Origin of the sequence: Massilia sp. GER05 (genome assembly GCF_052056005.1) — a bacterium.
Classification (GTDB): Bacteria; Pseudomonadota; Gammaproteobacteria; order Burkholderiales; family Burkholderiaceae_D; genus Telluria; species Telluria orientalis.
This window is the reverse complement of the sequence record NZ_CP178858.1, coordinates 530877-548782: the sequence shown is the minus strand read 5'-3', so window position 1 is coordinate 548782 and position 17906 is coordinate 530877. Positions and strand designations below refer to the sequence as shown.

General features: G+C 64.2%; 18 protein-coding genes. 17 read left to right on the top strand and 1 reads right to left on the bottom strand.

What is annotated here, in order from left to right; all coding sequences use genetic code 11:
- The 13 genes from rpsE (at window position 1) to dsbD (ending at window position 10444) form a co-directional block, all read left to right on the top strand.
- Window positions 1-519 carry a 30S ribosomal protein S5 gene (rpsE, locus tag ACL58G_RS02425; RefSeq protein ID WP_036240359.1) on the top strand — a complete coding sequence of 173 codons (519 nt, stop codon included), beginning with the start codon at window positions 1-3 and terminating at the stop codon, window positions 517-519.
- Between the two features lie 11 nt (window positions 520-530).
- Window positions 531-710 (top strand): 50S ribosomal protein L30, encoded by a 180-nt coding sequence (gene rpmD / locus ACL58G_RS02420; RefSeq protein ID WP_036240361.1) that lies wholly within the window; start codon window positions 531-533, stop codon window positions 708-710.
- A gap of 27 nt (window positions 711-737) precedes the next feature.
- Window positions 738-1169, top strand: coding sequence for a 50S ribosomal protein L15 (rplO, locus tag ACL58G_RS02415; protein ID WP_036240364.1), 432 nt, complete (start codon window positions 738-740; stop codon window positions 1167-1169).
- Window positions 1170-1198: 29 nt separating this feature from the next.
- On the top strand, window positions 1199-2533 hold the full coding sequence (gene secY / locus ACL58G_RS02410) for a preprotein translocase subunit SecY (RefSeq protein WP_413339836.1): 1335 nt from the start codon (window positions 1199-1201) through the stop codon (window positions 2531-2533).
- Window positions 2534-2566: 33 nt separating this feature from the next.
- Window positions 2567-2785, top strand: coding sequence for a translation initiation factor IF-1 (gene infA / locus ACL58G_RS02405; RefSeq protein ID WP_005663428.1), 219 nt, complete (start codon window positions 2567-2569; stop codon window positions 2783-2785).
- Window positions 2786-2822: 37 nt separating this feature from the next.
- Window positions 2823-2936, top strand: a complete 114-nt coding sequence (rpmJ, locus tag ACL58G_RS02400; RefSeq protein WP_005663407.1) for a 50S ribosomal protein L36 — start codon at window positions 2823-2825, stop codon at window positions 2934-2936.
- A gap of 15 nt (window positions 2937-2951) precedes the next feature.
- The gene (gene rpsM, locus ACL58G_RS02395) at window positions 2952-3317 is read left to right on the top strand and encodes a 30S ribosomal protein S13 (protein ID WP_036240369.1); all 366 of its coding nucleotides are present in this window, start codon (window positions 2952-2954) and stop codon (window positions 3315-3317) included.
- A gap of 14 nt (window positions 3318-3331) precedes the next feature.
- Window positions 3332-3736 carry a 30S ribosomal protein S11 gene (rpsK, locus tag ACL58G_RS02390; protein WP_036172227.1) on the top strand — a complete coding sequence of 135 codons (405 nt, stop codon included), beginning with the start codon at window positions 3332-3334 and terminating at the stop codon, window positions 3734-3736.
- A 239-nt stretch (window positions 3737-3975) separates the two neighbouring features.
- Window positions 3976-4599, top strand: coding sequence for a 30S ribosomal protein S4 (rpsD, locus tag ACL58G_RS02385; protein WP_036240371.1), 624 nt, complete (start codon window positions 3976-3978; stop codon window positions 4597-4599).
- Window positions 4600-4841: 242 nt separating this feature from the next.
- Window positions 4842-5819, top strand: coding sequence for a DNA-directed RNA polymerase subunit alpha (locus ACL58G_RS02380; protein ID WP_056449152.1), 978 nt, complete (start codon window positions 4842-4844; stop codon window positions 5817-5819).
- 114 nt (window positions 5820-5933) lie between these two features.
- Window positions 5934-6329 (top strand): 50S ribosomal protein L17, encoded by a 396-nt coding sequence (gene rplQ / locus ACL58G_RS02375; protein ID WP_413344803.1) that lies wholly within the window; start codon window positions 5934-5936, stop codon window positions 6327-6329.
- Window positions 6330-6502: 173 nt separating this feature from the next.
- Window positions 6503-8476, top strand: coding sequence for a methyl-accepting chemotaxis protein (locus tag ACL58G_RS02370; protein WP_440964974.1), 1974 nt, complete (start codon window positions 6503-6505; stop codon window positions 8474-8476).
- 96 nt (window positions 8477-8572) lie between these two features.
- The gene (dsbD, locus tag ACL58G_RS02365) at window positions 8573-10444 is read left to right on the top strand and encodes a protein-disulfide reductase DsbD (RefSeq protein ID WP_440964972.1); all 1872 of its coding nucleotides are present in this window, start codon (window positions 8573-8575) and stop codon (window positions 10442-10444) included.
- Between the two features lie 79 nt (window positions 10445-10523).
- On the opposite strand, the gene ACL58G_RS02360 is transcribed toward dsbD, so the two are convergent.
- Window positions 10524-11018, bottom strand: coding sequence for a Spy/CpxP family protein refolding chaperone (locus ACL58G_RS02360; RefSeq protein ID WP_440964971.1), 495 nt, complete (start codon window positions 11016-11018; stop codon window positions 10524-10526).
- Between the two features lie 228 nt (window positions 11019-11246).
- Between ACL58G_RS02360 and ACL58G_RS02355 the strand changes: the two genes are divergently transcribed.
- The 4 genes from ACL58G_RS02355 to ACL58G_RS02340 all read left to right on the top strand — a co-directional run bounded on the left by ACL58G_RS02355 (window position 11247) and on the right by ACL58G_RS02340 (window position 17785).
- The gene (locus tag ACL58G_RS02355; RefSeq protein ID WP_413386114.1) at window positions 11247-11975 is read left to right on the top strand and encodes a response regulator; all 729 of its coding nucleotides are present in this window, start codon (window positions 11247-11249) and stop codon (window positions 11973-11975) included.
- Window positions 11972-13339, top strand: coding sequence for an ATP-binding protein (locus tag ACL58G_RS02350; RefSeq protein WP_440964970.1), 1368 nt, complete (start codon window positions 11972-11974; stop codon window positions 13337-13339). The genes ACL58G_RS02355 and ACL58G_RS02350 overlap by 4 nt, the downstream gene beginning before the upstream one ends.
- A gap of 148 nt (window positions 13340-13487) precedes the next feature.
- Window positions 13488-14663 carry an efflux RND transporter periplasmic adaptor subunit gene (locus tag ACL58G_RS02345; protein ID WP_440964968.1) on the top strand — a complete coding sequence of 392 codons (1176 nt, stop codon included), beginning with the start codon at window positions 13488-13490 and terminating at the stop codon, window positions 14661-14663.
- A 5-nt stretch (window positions 14664-14668) separates the two neighbouring features.
- The gene (locus tag ACL58G_RS02340; protein ID WP_440964966.1) at window positions 14669-17785 is read left to right on the top strand and encodes an efflux RND transporter permease subunit; all 3117 of its coding nucleotides are present in this window, start codon (window positions 14669-14671) and stop codon (window positions 17783-17785) included.
- Window positions 17786-17906: the final 121 nt, after the last annotated feature.

The window sequence follows — 17906 nt, the reverse complement described above, 5'->3', positions numbered from 1 at the left end:
ATGGCAAAAATGCAAGCGAAAATGGCAAGCGACAAGCCGGATGATGGCATGCGCGAGAAAATGATCGCGATCAACCGCGTCACCAAAGTGGTGAAGGGTGGTCGTATCATGGGTTTTGCAGCGCTGACCGTTGTCGGTGACGGCGATGGCCGCATCGGCATGGGCAAAGGCAAGTCGAAGGAAGTTCCGGTCGGCGTGCAAAAAGCGATGGAAGAAGCCCGCCGCAACCTGATCAAGGTGCCCCTGAAGAACGGTACGCTGCAGCACTCCGTCACCGGCCGCCACGGCGCGTCGTACGTGATGATGTCGCCGGCCAAGCCGGGTACCGGCGTGATCGCAGGTGGCGCAATGCGCGCAATCTTCGAAGTCATGGGCGTGACCGACGTCGTCGCCAAGTCGACCGGTTCGTCGAACCCGTACAACCTGGTTCGCGCGACCCTCGACGGTCTGGCAAAAATGAGCACTCCGGCCGACATCGCTGCCAAGCGCGGCAAGTCGGTGGAAGAGATCCTGGGTTAAGGGGAATAACTATGGCAAACACCATCAAAGTCAAGCTGGTCAAAGGCCTGATCGGTACCCGCCAGGATCACCGCGCCACCGTGCGCGGTCTGGGTCTGCGTCGTGTCAACTCGGTTTCCGAGCTGCAGGACACCCCGGCGATCCGCGGCATGATCAACAAGGTCAACTACCTCGTGAAAATTGTCGACTAAGCCGCGGCTTGGTCAACGGAGAAAATAATGCAACTCAATACCATCCAACCCGCTGAAGGCGCGAAACACGCCAAGCGCCGCGTCGGTCGCGGTATCGGCTCGGGCCTGGGCAAGACCGCCGGCCGCGGCCACAAGGGTCAGAAATCGCGTTCGGGCGGCTTCCACAAAGTCGGCTTCGAAGGCGGTCAGATGCCTCTGCAGCGCCGTCTGCCGAAGCGTGGCTTCAAGTCGCTGAACGCTACGTTCAAGGCTGAAGTGCGTCTGTCGGACCTGAACAACCTGGCCGTTGCCGACGTCGACGTCCTGGTGCTCAAGCAAGCCGGCGTGCTGCCGGTCGTCGCTCGCGACGTGCGCGTGATCCTGTCGGGCGAAATCACCAAAGCGGTGAACCTGAAAGGCATCAAGGCAACCGCTGGCGCGAAAGCAGCGATCGAAGCAGCTGGCGGCTCGGTCGCCTAAACGCGACCGCTGCCTGATCGGAGCAAAAATTGGCGACTAATTCACAACTTGGTAAAAGCGCTGCATCCGGTTTCCCCTGGGGCCGGTTGTGGTTCTTGCTTGGCGCATTGGTCGTGTACCGTATCGGAGCTCATATCCCGGTCCCCGGGATTGATCCGGTCGCCATGGCCCAGCTGTTCAAGCAGAACGAGGGCGGCATTCTCGGCATGTTCAACATGTTCTCGGGCGGTGCCTTGTCTCGTTTTGCCGTGTTCGCACTTGGCATCACGCCGTACATTTCGGCTTCGATCATCATGCAGCTGGTGTCGATCGTCTCGCCGCAGATGGAGGCACTGAAGAAGGAGGGCGAGGCCGGCCGCCGCAAGATCACCCAGTACACCCGTTACTTCACGGTCGTGCTGGCTCTGTTCCAGGCGTTCGGTATCGCCGTCGCGCTCGAGGCGCAGCAAGGCCTCGTGCTCGATCCGGGCATGGGCTTTCGCCTCGTGACCGTCGTGACCCTGCTGACCGGCACCATGTTCCTCATGTGGCTGGGCGAGCAGATCACCGAACGTGGTCTTGGCAACGGTATCTCGATCATCATTTTTGCCGGTATCGCAGCTGGTCTGCCGGGCGCACTGAGTGGCTTGTTCACCCTGGTGTCGAACGGTTCGATCGGTAGCTTCTCCGCGATCGTCATCGTGATTCTGGTAGCCCTGGTGACTTACGCTGTCGTGTTCGTCGAACGCGGCCAGCGCAAGATCCTGGTGAATTACGCGAAACGCCAGGTCGGTAACAAGATCTATGGTGGCCAAACCAGCCACCTGCCGCTGAAGCTGAACATGGCTGGGGTGATCCCGCCGATCTTCGCTTCGTCGATCATCCTGTTCCCGGCCACGATCGTCGACTGGTTCACGCGCGGCAAAGATGTCAACAGCCCCGTCGTCGGGTTCCTGAAAGACCTCGCTGCCTCGCTGAGCCCGGGCGAACCGATCCACGCGTTGCTGTATGCGGTGGCCATCGTGTTCTTCTGCTTCTTCTACACGGCGCTGGTATTCAACAGCAAGGAAACGGCGGACAACTTGAAGAAGAGCGGCGCGTTTGTACCGGGCATCCGTCCGGGCGAGCAGACCGCACGCTACATCGACAAGATCCTGATGCGCCTGACCCTGGCCGGTGCAGTCTATATCACGCTGGTGTGCCTGGTGCCGGAGTTCTTCCAGAGCCAGTGGAAAGTACCTTTCTACTTTGGCGGAACCTCGCTCCTGATCATCGTGGTCGTCACGATGGATTTCATGGCGCAGGTGCAGAACTACGTCATGTCGCAGCAATATGAATCGCTGCTGCGCAAGGCTAATTTCAAGGGCGGTATCCCGTCGCGTTGAGCGGCTGGCGCCCCCCAGGAGTGAATAGACCGAATGGCAAAAGACGACGTCATCCAAATGCAAGGGGAGATTCTGGAGAACCTCCCGAACGCGACCTTTCGCGTGAAGCTGGAAAACGGGCACGTGGTGCTTGGACATATCTCGGGTAAAATGCGGATGAATTACATCCGCATTCTTCCGGGTGACAAGGTAACGGTGGAACTGACCCCTTACGACTTGTCCCGGGCCCGCATCGTGTTCCGCACCAAGTAAAACTAATCAAGTTATCGAATCTGGAAGAGAGTGCAAAATGAAAGTTAACGCTTCAGTCAAGCGGATCTGCCGCAACTGCAAGATCATCAAGCGCAAGGGCGTGGTCCGTGTGATCTGCGTCGAGCCGCGTCACAAGCAGCGTCAAGGTTAATACGAGGAATATCGAATGGCACGTATTGCAGGGGTCAACGTCCCCAATCACCAGCACACCGTCATCGGCCTGACGGCGATCTATGGTATCGGCCGTACCCGCTCGAAGCAAATCTGCGAATCGACCGGCGTTGCGACCAACAAGAAGGTCAAGGACCTGGACGACAACGAGCTGGAAAAGCTGCGTGATGCAGTCGGCAAGTTCGTGGTCGAGGGCGACCTGCGCCGTGAGCTGTCCATGAGCATCAAGCGTCTGATGGACCTGGGCTGCTACCGCGGCATGCGTCACCGCAAGGGCCTGCCGGTCCGCGGTCAACGCACCCGTACCAATGCACGTACCCGCAAGGGCCCGCGCAAGGCAGCTCAATCGCTCAAGAAATAATCTAGGAACTGACCATGGCTAAGCAACAAAGCTCGGCGGCTGCAGCCCGCATCCGCAAGAAAGTCAAAAAGAACGTCGCCGAAGGCATCGCACACGTCCACGCATCGTTCAACAACACCATCATCACGATCACCGATCGTCAGGGCAATGCCCTGTCGTGGGCGACGTCCGGCGGCGCAGGTTTCAAGGGTTCGCGTAAATCGACCCCGTTTGCGGCTCAGGTCGCAGCTGAAGCAGCTGGCAAGGTTGCTCAGGAATACGGCGTGAAGAACCTGGAAGTCCGCATCAAGGGCCCGGGCCCGGGCCGTGAGTCGGCTGTGCGCGCGCTGAACAACCTGGGTATCAAGATCACCGAGATCCAGGACGTGACGCCGGTTCCGCACAACGGCTGCCGTCCGCCGAAGCGTCGTCGTATCTAATGTTGCCCGGGCGGTTCGCCGCCCGTCGCAGCATTGATGCGCCACACGCCGTGGTGTAAAGAATCGCCGGTGCAGTTAACCCAGAAATGGGTTATACTGCCCGGCTATTGTCGCCTCGGGCCGTCCCGGCTCTGAGGTATTTTGTAAGCCACGTCCGGTCTCATCGAAGAACTGGACTAGCGCCTGTTGTGGCTCAAGCCGCATCCGGGGCGTGATCATTCAAACAAAGGAAGTTTAACGTGGCACGTTATATCGGACCTAAAGCAAAACTGTCGCGCCGTGAAGGCACCGACTTGTTCCTGAAGAGCGCACGCCGCTCGCTCGACTCCAAGTGCAAACTGGACGTCAAGCCGGGCCAGCACGGCGTCAAGTCGGGCCAGCGTACGTCGGACTACGGCAACCAGTTGCGTGAAAAGCAGAAGGTCAAGCGTATCTACGGCGTGCTGGAACGTCAGTTCCGCCGCTACTTCGCCGAAGCGTCGCGCCGCAAGGGCAACACCGGTGAGACCCTGCTGAAGCTGCTGGAATCGCGCCTGGACAACGTCGTCTACCGCATGGGCTTCGGCTCGACCCGCGCCGAAGCACGTCAGCTGGTCAGCCACAAAGCGCTGACCGTGAACGGCAACGTCGTGAACATCGCTTCGTACCAGGTCAAGACCGGCGACGTCATCGCCGTCCGCGAAAAGGCCAAGAAGCAGACCCGTATCGTCGAAGCGCTGTCGCTGGCCGAGCAGGTTGGTTTCCCGAGCTGGGTGTCGGTCGATGCCAAGAAAATGGAAGCAACCTTCCGCGCCTATCCGGAGCGTAACGAGATCGCTGCCGACGTCAACGAAGCGCTGATCGTCGAACTGTACTCGCGTTAATTGACAAATGGAGCGGCGCGCCGCTCCATTTGTCATCCCCGCGAAGGCGGGGACCCAAGTTTTGCATGAGCTGACGTAACGCTAGCAAACTTGGGTTCCCGCCTTCGCGGGAACGACGGGGGTTTTATCCTCCGTCTAATACCGAATTCGCCTTACCGCCTGCTCCCAGAAGCAGGCGTTTCCACTACTGATGCCATCAGCCTTATCGGTGTAACGAGCCGAGGGTATTGAAGAGGACACTCATGCAAAATAGTTTGTTGAAGCCACGTATTATCGATGTCGAAACGCTCGGCGCCGGCCACGCGAAAGTCGTGATGGAACCGTTCGAACGTGGTTATGGCCACACGCTGGGTAACGCGCTGCGCCGCGTGCTGCTGTCGTCGATGATCGGCTACGCGCCGACCGAAGTGACGATCGCCGGCGTCGTGCACGAGTACTCGTCGCTGGACGGTGTGCAGGAAGACGTCGTCGACCTGCTGCTGAACCTGAAAGGCGTCGTGTTCAAGGTGCACAACCGCGACTCCGTGACGCTGACCCTGAAGAAGGAAGGCGAAGGCCCGGTCCTGGCATCGGACATCGACCTGCCGCATGACGTGGAACTGATCAACCCGGACCACGTGATCGCCCATCTGACCGCCGGCGGCAAGCTGGACATGCAGATCAAGGTCGAAAAAGGCCGCGGCTATGTGCCGGGTAACGTGCGCCGTCTGTCGGAAGACACGAACAAGACCATCGGCCGCATCATCCTGGACGCATCGTTCTCGCCGGTCCGCCGCGTGTCGTATGCCGTGGAATCGGCCCGCGTCGAACAGCGTACCGACCTCGACAAACTGATCATCAACATCGAGACCAACGGCGTCATCACGCCGGAAGAAGCGATCCGCCAGTCGGCCCGCGTCCTGGTCGACCAGCTGAACGTGTTCGCTGCCCTGGAAGGCACGGAAGCCGCCGCGGAAGCACCGTCGCGTGCACCGCTGGTCGATCCGATCCTGCTGCGCCCGGTGGACGACCTGGAACTGACCGTCCGTTCGGCAAACTGCCTGAAGGCCGAGAACATCTACTACATCGGCGACCTGATCCAGCGTTCGGAAAACGAACTGCTGAAGACGCCGAACCTGGGCCGCAAGTCGCTGAACGAGATCAAGGAAGTCCTGGCTTCCCGTGGTCTGACCCTGGGCATGAAGCTGGAAAACTGGCCGCCCGCAGGTCTGGAAAAGTAATTCGTAGTACCCGCCCGGGGCAGGTGTCCCGGGCGTTTTATCGCCAACCGGCCCGCGTCGCACACAGCGGCGATCGAAGAGCTCGGATTTAAACTTAACTCGAAAGGAATTACCATGCGTCACCGTCACGGCCTTCGCAAGCTGAACCGTACCTCGTCCCACCGCCTCGCCATGCTGCGCAACATGACCGTTTCGCTGCTGCGTCACGAAGCGATCAAGACCACCGTTCCGAAAGCCAAGGAACTGCGCAAAGTCGTCGAGCCGATCATCACCCTGGGCAAGAACGACACCCTGGCCAACAAGCGCCTGGCATTCGCCCGTCTGCGTGACCGCGAAATCGTCCAGAAGCTGTTCGCTGAAATCGGCCCGCGCTACAACGCGCGTCCGGGCGGCTACATCCGCATCCTGAAGATGGGCTTCCGCGTTGGCGACAACGCCCCGATGGCCTTCGTCGAGCTGGTCGACCGTCCGGAAGTCACCTCGGCTGAAGACGCGCCGACCGCCGAGTAATCGCGGTTCAAGCATCATGAAAAACCAGGCCTCGCGCCTGGTTTTTTTTCGCCATGACGCCTATCGACCTGTCGTATCTCCGCCCGAACTAGTAAATACGTATTGCGGTTTAAGTGAAGGGCAATTATTGTTTCCGTTTGGATACAAACCATCATTCAACGGTAGACAAGATCATGGGCCTGCAACATCGACTCGAGCACCTGCTGCTCTGGCATAAATTCGCGATCCTCAGCGTGGTGGGCGTCATCGTCGCCGCGATCCCGGCCTCGCTCTACCTGCGCGAGACCGGCAAGGCGCTCGATGCCCTGGAACTCGAAGCGAGGGCGCGCACGCCGGTGGCCACCATCCTCGATACCATCCAGACCACGCAACAGCATCGCGGCCTGGCGGCGCTCGTCGTCGGCGGCGTCGCCGAGTCGATCCCGAAGCGGGACAAGAAGCAGGTTGAGGTGGACGCCAACTATGCGGCCATGTCGGCCATCGTCGCCGGCCTGCACGATCCGCGCATCGACCGGGCGTGGTCGGAGGCGAAGCGCGACTGGGAAGCGCTGCGCGGACGCGTGGTCGCGGGCACGATCACGGTGCCCCAGAGCTATGAGGCGCATACGGCCCTCGTGCCGAAGCTGCTCGACGTGGAGGACCAGTTGGCCGATCATTACGGCCTGAACCTGGACCCCAGCGTGGATTCGTACCAGCTGGTCCAGGCCATTTATTACCAGCTGCCATATCTTTCCGAAGAGCTCGGCAAGATGCGGGCGAAGGGCGCCGGCCTGCTGGCCGCCGCTGCCGCCAGCCCGGAAGAGCGACTGGCGTTGTCCGCGATCGTGGCGCGCGTCGCCGACCGGTTGCACCAGATGACGAGCCAGTACGACAAGGCCGCGCGCGCCAACCCGGCGTTCGCTGGGCCGCTGGGCGATTCGATCCGGGACATGCGCGAGCAGGCGCAACAGACGATGAAGCTGGCGATGGATGAGATCGTGAAGGCGGAGTCGCTCACGTTCTCCGGACCGGAATACGTCAAGCGCACGACGGCCGCCATCGACGCCCAGTACGCGTTCGCACACAAGGCTACGGAGCGATTCGACGGCCTGCTCGACGCACGGATTTCCGCCCTCCAGCGCACACGGCTGGGCATGCTGGCCGCCGTCACCGTCCTGTTTGCCTTCGGCGGCCTGATGCTCTACGTCATCGCACGCTCCGTGACCCAGCCGCTGAACAGTGCCGTCGAAATCGCGGAACGCGTTGCCGCTGGCGACCTGACGGCGCGCATCGCGGCCGAAGGTCGCAACGAAACGGCGCGGCTGCTGGCTTCCCTCGGGCGCATGAACGACAACCTGCGCAACATCGTGCGCGAGGTCCGGGTCGGCGTCGATACCATCGGTGCGACGACCGGCGACATTGCGCTCGGCAATGCGGATTTGTCGGCCCGCACCGAGGCGCAGGCATCGAGCCTGGAAGAGACGGCGGCGTCCATGGAAGAGTTCATGTCGACCGTGAAGGAGAATGCGCAAAATGCCGACCAGGCCAGCCTGGTGGCGATCCAGGCTTCCACCGTGGCCCAGCAGGGCGGCAAGGTCGTGTCCGAGGTGGTGGCGACCATGGAAGCGATCAACGACAGCGCCCGCAGGATCGTCGACATCATCGGCGTCATCGACGGCATCGCATTCCAGACCAATATCCTCGCGCTCAATGCTGCTGTCGAGGCCGCCAGGGCGGGAGAACAGGGGCGCGGCTTTGCGGTCGTCGCCGGCGAAGTGCGCAGCCTGGCGCAGCGCAGCGCGGCGGCGGCGAAGGAAATCAAGCAGCTCATCGATGAAAGCGTGGAGCGTGTCGCGGCCGGCAGCCGTCTCGTGAGCCAGGCCGGCACGTCGATGGACGATATCCTCGCCAGCGTGCAGCGCGTGTCGGCCTTCGTAGCGGAAATCGTCGTGGCGTCGCGCGAACAGGCGTCGGGCATCCACCAAGTGAATGACGCGATCACGGTGCTGGACGGCACCACCCAGCAGAACGCGGCGCTCGTGGAACAGGCCGCGGCGGCGGCGTCCAGCCTGGACGAGCAGGCCCGGCACCTCGCGCGCATCGTGAGCGTTTTCCACACCGGCAATGAGTCGCGCAAGCCGGTGCCGGCCGTCCGCCTCGCTGCCTGAGCGATCACACGGCGGCCGTGCCGTTTCGCCGGCCGCCGTGCAATGGAACAGCGCCCGGTGTACCATGCCCGTTGCGTTGAACCAATTTGCCGATCCATGCTCCGATCTTCCCTATCGCCCGCCGCGCGCCTGCTGGCCGCCCTGTGCACGTTGCTGCTGGCCTGCGCCGCCTTCGTCTCCACCGCCCACGCCGACGACGATTTCCTGCCGCCCGAGCAGGCATTCAAGTTCTCCGCGCAGATGGCCGACGCGCACACGATCGTCGTGAACTATGCGATCGCCGACGGCTACTACATGTACCGCGAGCGCTTCCGCTTCACGGCAAGCGGCGCGAAGCTGGGCGAGCCCGTCATACCGCCGGGCAAGATCAAGTACGACGACACGTTCCAGAAAAACGTCGAGACCTATCACAACGGCGTCGAGATCCGCATCCCTGTCGAGGCCGCGGGACCGTTCACCCTGACCGCCACCGGCCAGGGCTGTGCCGACAAGGGCCTGTGCTATCCGCCGCAGGATGCGTCCGTTCAGCTCACGCCGGGTGCCGGCGGCAGCGAACCGCAGATGAGCGTCGCGCCGGGGCAGGGCGGCGGTTTCAACTTCCCGGGCCAGGCCCCGCAGCCCGCGCCGCAGGTCGACACCCCGACCGCACCTGCCGCGCCGCCCGTGAAACCGGCGGCACCGTCCGAACTCTCCGGCATCGCCTCACTGCTGCAAGGCGGCCGCCTGCTGGCCATCGTCCCCGCGTTCATCCTGCTGGGCCTGGGCCTCGCGTTCACGCCGTGCGTGCTGCCGATGGTACCGATCCTGTCGTCGATCATCGTGGGTGAAGGCAAACAGGTGCACCGCACGCGCGGCTTCGTGCTGTCGCTCGCGTACTCGTTCGGGATGGCGATCGTCTACACGGCGCTGGGCGTGGCGGCCGGCCTGCTGGGCGAAGGTCTCGCCGCGGCGCTGCAGAACCCGTGGGTGCTGGGCGGCTTCGCGCTGCTCATCGTCGTGATGGCGTTGTCGATGTTCGACGTCTACCAGTTGCAAGTCCCCGCCGCGCTGCAGACGCGGCTGACCAGTGCCTCTGGCCGCCAGTCGTCCGGCAAGCTGGCCGGCGTGTTCGTGATGGGGGCGATCTCCGCACTGATCGTCGGCCCGTGCGTGGCGGCGCCGCTCGCGGGTGCGCTCGTGTACATCAGCCAGACGCGCGATGTCGTCATCGGCGGCGCCGCGCTGTTCGCGATGGCGGTCGGGATGAGCATTCCGCTGCTGCTCGTGGGGGTGTCCGCCGGCTCGCTGCTGCCGCGCGCCGGGCTGTGGATGGAATCCGTGAAGCGCTTCTTTGGCGTCCTGATGCTGGCGATGGCCTTGTGGATGGCCGCGCCCGTCCTGCCGGGCATCGTGCAGATGGTCTTGTGGGCCGCCCTGCTGCTGGGATACGGATTTTATCTGGTGAGCGGCTCCTGGATGCGTGTCCGCGCGGGCGCGGGGCGCCCACCCTACGCCGGTCTCGCTTTAGGCGCCGCCAGCGTCGTGCTGGGCGCCACGCAGCTCGTCGGCGTGGCCAGCGGTGCGCGCGACCCGCTCGCGCCGCTGGCCCGCTTCACGGGCGGCGCGCCCGCGCAGCCGCTCGCGTTCACGCGCATCAAGACCGTCGACCAGCTCGACGCCGCGCTGGCCGCCACCGGTGGCCGCACCGCGATGCTGGATTTTTACGCCGACTGGTGCGTGTCGTGCAAGGAAATGGAAAAGCTGACGTTCGTCGATCCGGCCGTCAAGACGCGGCTGGCGAACACGGTGCTGCTGCAGGTCGACGTGACGGCCAACGATGCGGATGACCGGGCGCTGCTCAAGCGCTTCGGACTGTTCGGGCCGCCGGGCATCATCCTGTTCGACAAGCAGGGGAAGGAAATTCCTGATAGCCGGGTGATCGGCTATCAGGATGCGCGCAAGTTCCTTGCATCGTTGAGCAAAATGTAGGGTGGGCACCTGTGCCCACGCGTAACGCCGGCAATGTGCAAGCATCGCGCGTGGGCGGGGCCGCCCACCCTACGCCTGATCAGCCTTGTGCGGTGTGGCCGCGATGCTGCCAGCCACCATGGCCGCGGTGTCCGAAGCGTGCCGCCTTCTCATCGAACGTCTTCTTCTGGTCCGCGCTCAGGACCGAGTAGAAGGTGCTCAGCGACGCCTGGCGCTGCTCGAGCGCCGCAGTGCGCTGCTTGTGCCGCTCGATCATCTTCGCCATGCGTTCCGGTGCCGTCAGGTTGGCCCGGGCGGCGCGGTCGTGCTGTTGGCGTGCCGGCGGCTGCATCGACCCCACGAACGCATTCCAGGCGTTTTCCTGGGCCGGCGTGATCTTCAGCTCGTCGTGCAGCTTCGCGATCCGCTTGGCGCGGAATTGCGCGCGCTGTTCCGGAGTCAGCTTCTGGTGCTGCATGCCGTGGCGGGCTTGCGGTGCGGGCTGGTCCGTCGTCTGTGCATGGGCGCCCAGTGCAGCGGCGCCGAGGGTCAGCGCGGACAGGGCGGCGAGGAGGTGTTTGCGATAGGTTTTCATCTCAGGTTCCTAGTAGGGGTAAAAGTTGGCAAACCGCCAAACGTTGTCTTCATGCTCCGATCTGCGTGCATCGCGTCGTCTTCGCACGGTTCCCATCATGGGCGCAAGATGTAAGCGCAGCGTTTCCCGTCTCTCGTTCTTTGTATCAATTTGTTTCCCTGGAAGATCCATATACAAGCCGATACAAAGTGACTGTTCAGGGGTCGAACAACTCGCGATAATGGCGATATGGACAATCCATCTACCATCCTGATCGTCGACGACGACCGCGATATCCGCTCGCTGCTGGCCGATTACCTCGAAGCGAACGGCTACCGCGCCCTTGCCGCAGCCGACGGCACCGCCATGTGGAAACTCCTGGACGAGTCGCGTCCGGACCTGATCGTGCTCGACCTGAACCTGCCGGGCGACGACGGGCTCACGCTGTGCCGCAAGCTGCGCGCGCATTCGACCATGCCCGTCATCATGCTCACTGCCCGCAGCGAGCCGCTGGACCGCATCCTCGGCCTCGAAATGGGCGCGGACGACTACCTGCCGAAGCCCTTCGAGCCGCGTGAACTGCTGGCGCGCATCCGCAGCGTGCTGCGCCGCAGCCACGCGATGCCGCCGAGCTCGCAGGTCGAGAACGTGCAGCAGATGAAATTCTCGGGCTGGACGCTCGACCTCACCGCGCGCCATCTCGTCAATCCGCAAGGTGTCGTCATCATGCTGTCGGGCGCCGAGTTCCGCCTGCTGCGCGTTTTCCTGGAGCACCCGAACCGCGTGCTGAACCGCGACCAGTTGCTGAACCTCACGCAGGGCCGCGACGCCGATCCGTTCGACCGCTCGATCGACATCCAGATCAGCCGCCTGCGCCAGAAGCTGGGCGAGGATGCGCGCATGCCCCAGATCATCAAGACCGTCCGCAACGGCGGCTACGTGCTGGCCGGCCAGGTCACGGTGGAGCCGAGCGCGTGAGAGCTTTCCTCGGCTCGATGACGGGCCGCGTGTTTGCTACCCTGCTGCTGGGCATCCTGCTCACGGCCGCGCTGACCCAGCTGCTGGCCGACGCCGAACGTGCGCGCGTCATCGACGAGTTCCGCGACCTGCACAACCTCGACCGGGCCGAACAGCTCATCATGGCCACCGAGATCGTCCCCGAGTCCGCGCGCAAGGCCTACCTCGACGTCGCCAACCGTCCCGGCATGCAGCTCGCCGACGTCGACACCCATCCGGCGGCGCTTGCCCCGACCAACTCCGAATTCACCCAGGCGCTCGCCGCCCGCATGGGCAAAGGCTATATGATGCGCTCGCTGGCCGCGCGTCCCGCCGCGTGCTCGACGGCGCGCGAACAGCCCGTCGTGTTCGGCCTGTTGCGCATGAAGTGGCGCGGCACGTGCGAGAGCATCGCCGTACGCCTGCGCGACGGTGACGACCTCGTGCTGTCCGTGCTGCCGCCGCGCTCGGCCACGTCGCCGCAACGCACCGATTACACGTGGACGATCTCGATGTTCCTCGTCAGCGTGGCCTTCCTCGCCTACCTCGTCGCGCGCATGACGACGCGGCCGCTGAAGCAGCTGGCGCAGGCCGCGAAAGACCTCGGCAACGACATCAACCACCCGCCGCTCGACCTCACGGGCGCCGACGAGATCCGCCAGGCCAGCGCCGCCTTCAACGCGATGCAGGCGCGCATCCGCCAGTACATCTTCCAGCGCACGCAGATGCTGGCCGCGATCACGCACGACCTGCAGACGCCGCTCACGCGCATGCGCCTGCGCCTGGAAAAGGTCAACGAGCCGGAACTGCAGGAGCGCCTGATCGGCGACCTGTCCGCGATGCAGGCGATGGTGCGCGAAGGCCTCGACCTGGCGCGCAGCATGGACACGAACGAGGCCATGCAGATGCTGGACCTCGACTCGCTGCTGGACTCCGTCGTCGCCGACGCGGCCGAGAGCTGCCAGCGCGTGACCCTGTCCGGCCACGCCGGCATGGCGCTGCTGGGCCGGCCGATGGACCTGCGCCGCTGCCTGGTGAACCTGATCGACAACGCCGTCAAGTACGGCCACGCGGCCAGGGTCAGCGTCGACCGCATCAACGGCGCGGCGCGCATCCGTATCCGCGATGCCGGCCCCGGCATCCCGGGCGCCGAGCTGGCCCGCGTGTTCGACCCGTTCTACCGGGTGGAGACGTCGCGCTCGCGCGAATCGGGCGGCACGGGCCTCGGGCTCACCATCGCCCGCAACATCGCCGAGCAGCACGGCGGCAGCATCAACCTCGCCAATCATCCGGAAGGCGGGCTCGAAGCGACCCTGATGTTGCCGGAGTTTTATCCCGGCAAATAAGCACGCTGAAAAATCGCACGGGCAGAAACATTACTGTTACACCCGTGTGGGAGAATCTCCGGCGGAGACTCGGTCTTGCGGCCGGCGTCATCCTCATCGCATAAATACACAAAGAGAAAGACCGCGGACAGGCGGCACAGGGAGTGGAATGAAGACCAGGAATATCGCGATCGTCGCCGGCATTGTCGTTGCCGTCGGCGCCGGCACGTGGGCCGTAAACCGCGGTTCCGATGCGCATGCCGACGGGGCCGCCGCCCCGGGCGGCAAGGGTAAAGGGGCGCAGCCGCCGGCCGTCGTCAACGTCGTGGCGCCGCACCGCCAGGACGTGTCCGTCGTGCAGCAGGCCAACGGCACCGTGACGCCGATCCGCGCCGTCGACCTGCACCCGCAGACGACCGCCACCATCCGCCAAGTCCACATCAAGGAAGGCCAGTTCGTCAAACAGGGCGAGCTGATGTTCTCGCTCGACGACCGCGAAGACCGCGCCAACCTCGACAAGGCCCAGGCCCAGGTCGCACGCGACCGCGCGTCGCTGGCCGACCTCGAGCGGCAATACAAGCGCAGCCAGGATCTGTTCGCGCAGCACTTCATCGCCCAGAGCGCCGTCGACACGCTGCGTGCCCAGGTCGACCAGGCCCGCGCCACCCTGCAGGCCGACAGCGCCGCCGCGCGCGCGAGCAGCGTCACGACGAGCTACACCGCGATCCGCGCGCCGATGTCCGGCCGCGTGGGCGGCATCAACGTCTATCCGGGCAGCCTCGTGCAGCCGGCGACGTCGCTCACGACGATCACCCAGCTCGACCCGATCACCGTCGCGTTCACGTTGCCGGAATCCAGCCTGCCGTCGCTGCTGGCGGCGCAGAAGCGGGGCAAGGTCGAGGTCGAGGCGCTGCCGGGCGCCGACCTGGCACCGGTGAAGGGCCTGCTGAGCTTCGTCGACAACACGGTCGACCCGCAGGCCGGCACGATCAGGGTGAAGGCCGAGTTCGACAACCGCGAGACCACACTGTGGCCCGGCCAGTACGTGAGCACGAAGGTCATCGTGCAGACCTTGAAGGATGCCGTCGTGATCCCGCAGAACGCCATCATCACCAATGCCCAGGGCACGTTCGTCTACGTGCTCGAGAAGGACCACTCGGCCCGCCTCGTGCCCGTGCGCCGCGTGTACGGCGCGGGCGTCGATGCGGCCGTCAGCGGTCTCGCCGGCAGCGAGCAGGTCATTACCGACGGCAAGCAGAACGTGCGCCCGGGCGCCAAGGTCCGCCTGGCGTCCGAAATGGGTAAAGGCAAGGGCAAAGACGTCCACGTCGCCGACAAGGGCTGAACACGATGAACCTGTCCGAACTGTGCATCCGCCGGCCCGTGATGGTCGTGCTGCTGTCGATCAGCCTGATCCTCGTGGGCATCCTGGCGTATTCGCACATCCCCGTCGCGGCGCTGCCCAGCTATAACACGCCCGTCATCAACGTCAACGCCAACCTGGACGGCGCCAGTCCCGAGACGATGGCGTCGTCCGTCGCGCTGCCGCTCGAAAAGCAGTTCTCGACCATCGCCGGCATCAACCTGATCACGTCGACGAGCACGCAGGGCAGCACGTCGCTCACCCTGGAATTCGACCCGTCGATCGACGTCAACGCGGCCGCCGTCGACGTCCAGGCGGCGTTGCTTGCAGCCCAGCGCCAGCTGCCGCAGGAAATGACGACGCTGCCGTCGTACCGCAAGGTCAATCCGGCCGATGCGCCCGTGCTGTTCATGACGATGACGTCGCCGTCGATGAACCTGTCCGAGCTGAACGACTACGCGGAAAACCTCGTGTCGCCCGCGATCTCGACGTTGCCGGGCGTGGCGCAGGTGTCCGTCAACGGCGGCAAGCGCTTCGCCGTGCGCGTGCGCGCGAAGACCGATCTCATGAATGCCCGCAACATCACGATGGACGAGCTGGCGACGGCGCTGCGCTCGGCCAACTCGAATTCGGCGCTGGGCATCCTGGACGGCCCGCAGCAGACCATGACCATCCAGGGCCCCGCCCAGATGATGAAGGCGGCCGACTTCGAAAACCTGATCGTCGCCACGCGCGACGGCCTGCCGGTGCGCCTGCGCGACGTCGCGACCGTCGAGGACAGCTACCAGTCGACCCGGGCCTTCGGCGCCTACAACGGCGAGCGCGCCATTGTGCTGCTCGTGCAGCGCCAGCCGAACGCGAACACGGTCGAAGTGGTCGACGGCGTGCGCCGCCTGCTGCCGCGCTTCCAGTCGCAGCTGCCGGCGTCCATCAAGATCAACCTCGTCAACGACCGCTCCAGATCGATCCGCGAGGCGATCCACGACGTGAACTTTACGCTGGCGCTGACGGTGGGCCTCGTCGTGCTCGTGATCTTCCTGTTCCTGCACCGCGCGTCCGCCACATTCATCCCCGCGATCACGATGCCGATCTCGCTGCTGGGCGCGCTGGCGCTGCTGTTCTGGCTCGGCTACAGCCTCGACAATATTTCTCTACTGGGCATCACGCTCGCCGTCGGCCTCGTCGTCGACGATGCGATCGTCGTGCTGGAAAACATCGTGCGCCACATCGAGATGGGCAAGAAGCCGCTGCGCGCCGCGCTCGACGGCTCGGCCGAGATGGGCTTTACCATCGTGTCGATCTCGGTGTCGCTGATCGCCGTGTTCATCCCGATCTTCTTCATGCCGGGCGTGATCGGCCTGCTGTTCCACGAATTCGCCGTCATCGTCGGCCTCGCGATCCTCGTGTCGGCCGCCGTGTCGCTGACCCTCGTGCCGATGCTGGCATCGCGCCTGCTCCCCGCGCATGGCCACGACCACACGGAAGAGAAAACCTTCATCGGCCGCCATTTCGAGCGCGGCTTCACGGCGCTGCGCAATGCCTACGAGAAGACGCTCGACGTGGCGCTGAAGCACCGCTTCGTCGTGTTGATCGTCGCGTTCGGCACGTTCGCGCTGACCGTCGTGCTGTACACGACCATCCCGAAAGGCTTCTTCCCCGAGGAAGACATCGGCCAGTTGCGCGTGACGACCGAGGCCGCCGAGGACATTTCGTCGTCCGCGCTCGTCGTGCTGCAGACGAAGGTGGCGGAAGTCATCCAGGCCGATCCGGCCGTGCAGGACGTCACGTCGTTCACCGGCGGCGGCAACAACGGCCGCATGTTCATCGTGCTGAAACCCCGCAACCAGCGCGACAAGATGCCGCAGGTCGTCGACCGCCTGCGCAAGTCGCTGCGCGGGATCGCCGGCGTCAACGTCTACATGGCACCCGTGCAGAACCTGCAGCTGGGCGGCCGCCCGAGCAAGAGCCGCTACCAGTACACGCTGCAGAGCGTGTCCGGGGCGGACATCGGCCAGTGGGCCAACGAGTACCAGGAACGCATGCGCAACAACCCGCTGTTCCGTGACGTGACGAGCGATACGCAGGACAAGGGCTTGCAGGCCAAGCTCGACATCGACCGCGACAAGGCGAACCTGCTGGGCGTGCAGCTGGGCGACATCCGCACGGCGCTGTACGCGGCGTTCGGCGAGCGCCAGGTCTCGACGATTTATTCGAGCGCGGCAAGCTATTACGTGATCCTGGAAACGGCGAATGAAGACCGCCAGTTCGAGGATGCGCTGTCGCGCCTGTCCGTGCGCAGCAAGACGGGCCAGCTGGTGCAGCTCTCCAGCGTGGCGACGGTGAAACGCACGGTCGGCCCCATCGCCGTCAACCACCAGGGCCAGCTGCAGGCGATCACGCTGTCGTTCAACCTCGCGCCGGACGCGCCGCTCGGCGACGCCACGGCCGCCATCGAGCAGATGGGCCGCGACATGAAGCTGCCCGCGTCGATCATCACGAAATACGGCGGCGACGCGGCCGTGTTCCAGGATTCCCAGTCGAGCCAGCTGATCCTGATCGTCGCCGCGGTCGGCGTCATCTACGTGCTGCTGGGCGTGCTGTACGAGAGTTTCATCCACCCGATCACGATCCTGGCCGGCCTGCCGTCCGCCGCGGTGGGCGCGCTGCTGACCTTGCGCCTGTTCGACCTGGACCTGACGATGATCGCCATCATCGGCATCCTGATGCTGATTGGCATCGTGAAAAAGAACGCGATCATGATGATCGACTTCGCCCTCGACGCCCAGCGCAACCGGGGCATGGCGCCGGAGCAGGCGATCCGCGAGGCGTGCATCCTGCGCTTCCGCCCGATCTTGATGACGACGCTGGCCGCGCTGATGGGCGCGCTGCCGATCGCCCTGGGCCTGGGTGCCGGCGCCGAGCTGCGCCAGCCGCTGGGTCTTGCGGTGTGCGGCGGCCTGATCTTCTCGCAAGTCATCACGCTGTACATCACCCCGGTGATTTATTTGTACCTCGACAAGTACAGCGGCAGCGGCCCGATGACGGATACGCAGCTCGTGGATGTGGAGCAGGGGCGGAAGCCGGTATTGACGAAGGTGGCGTAACGATTCTGCTGGGCAAGTTTGATACACACTGTAACAACCATTAAGCTACCCAGCTTGTACTCTCATTACAGATCCTTAACAGCGCGTGCGCGGCTAATCCAAACGGGTTAGACTGCGCCTC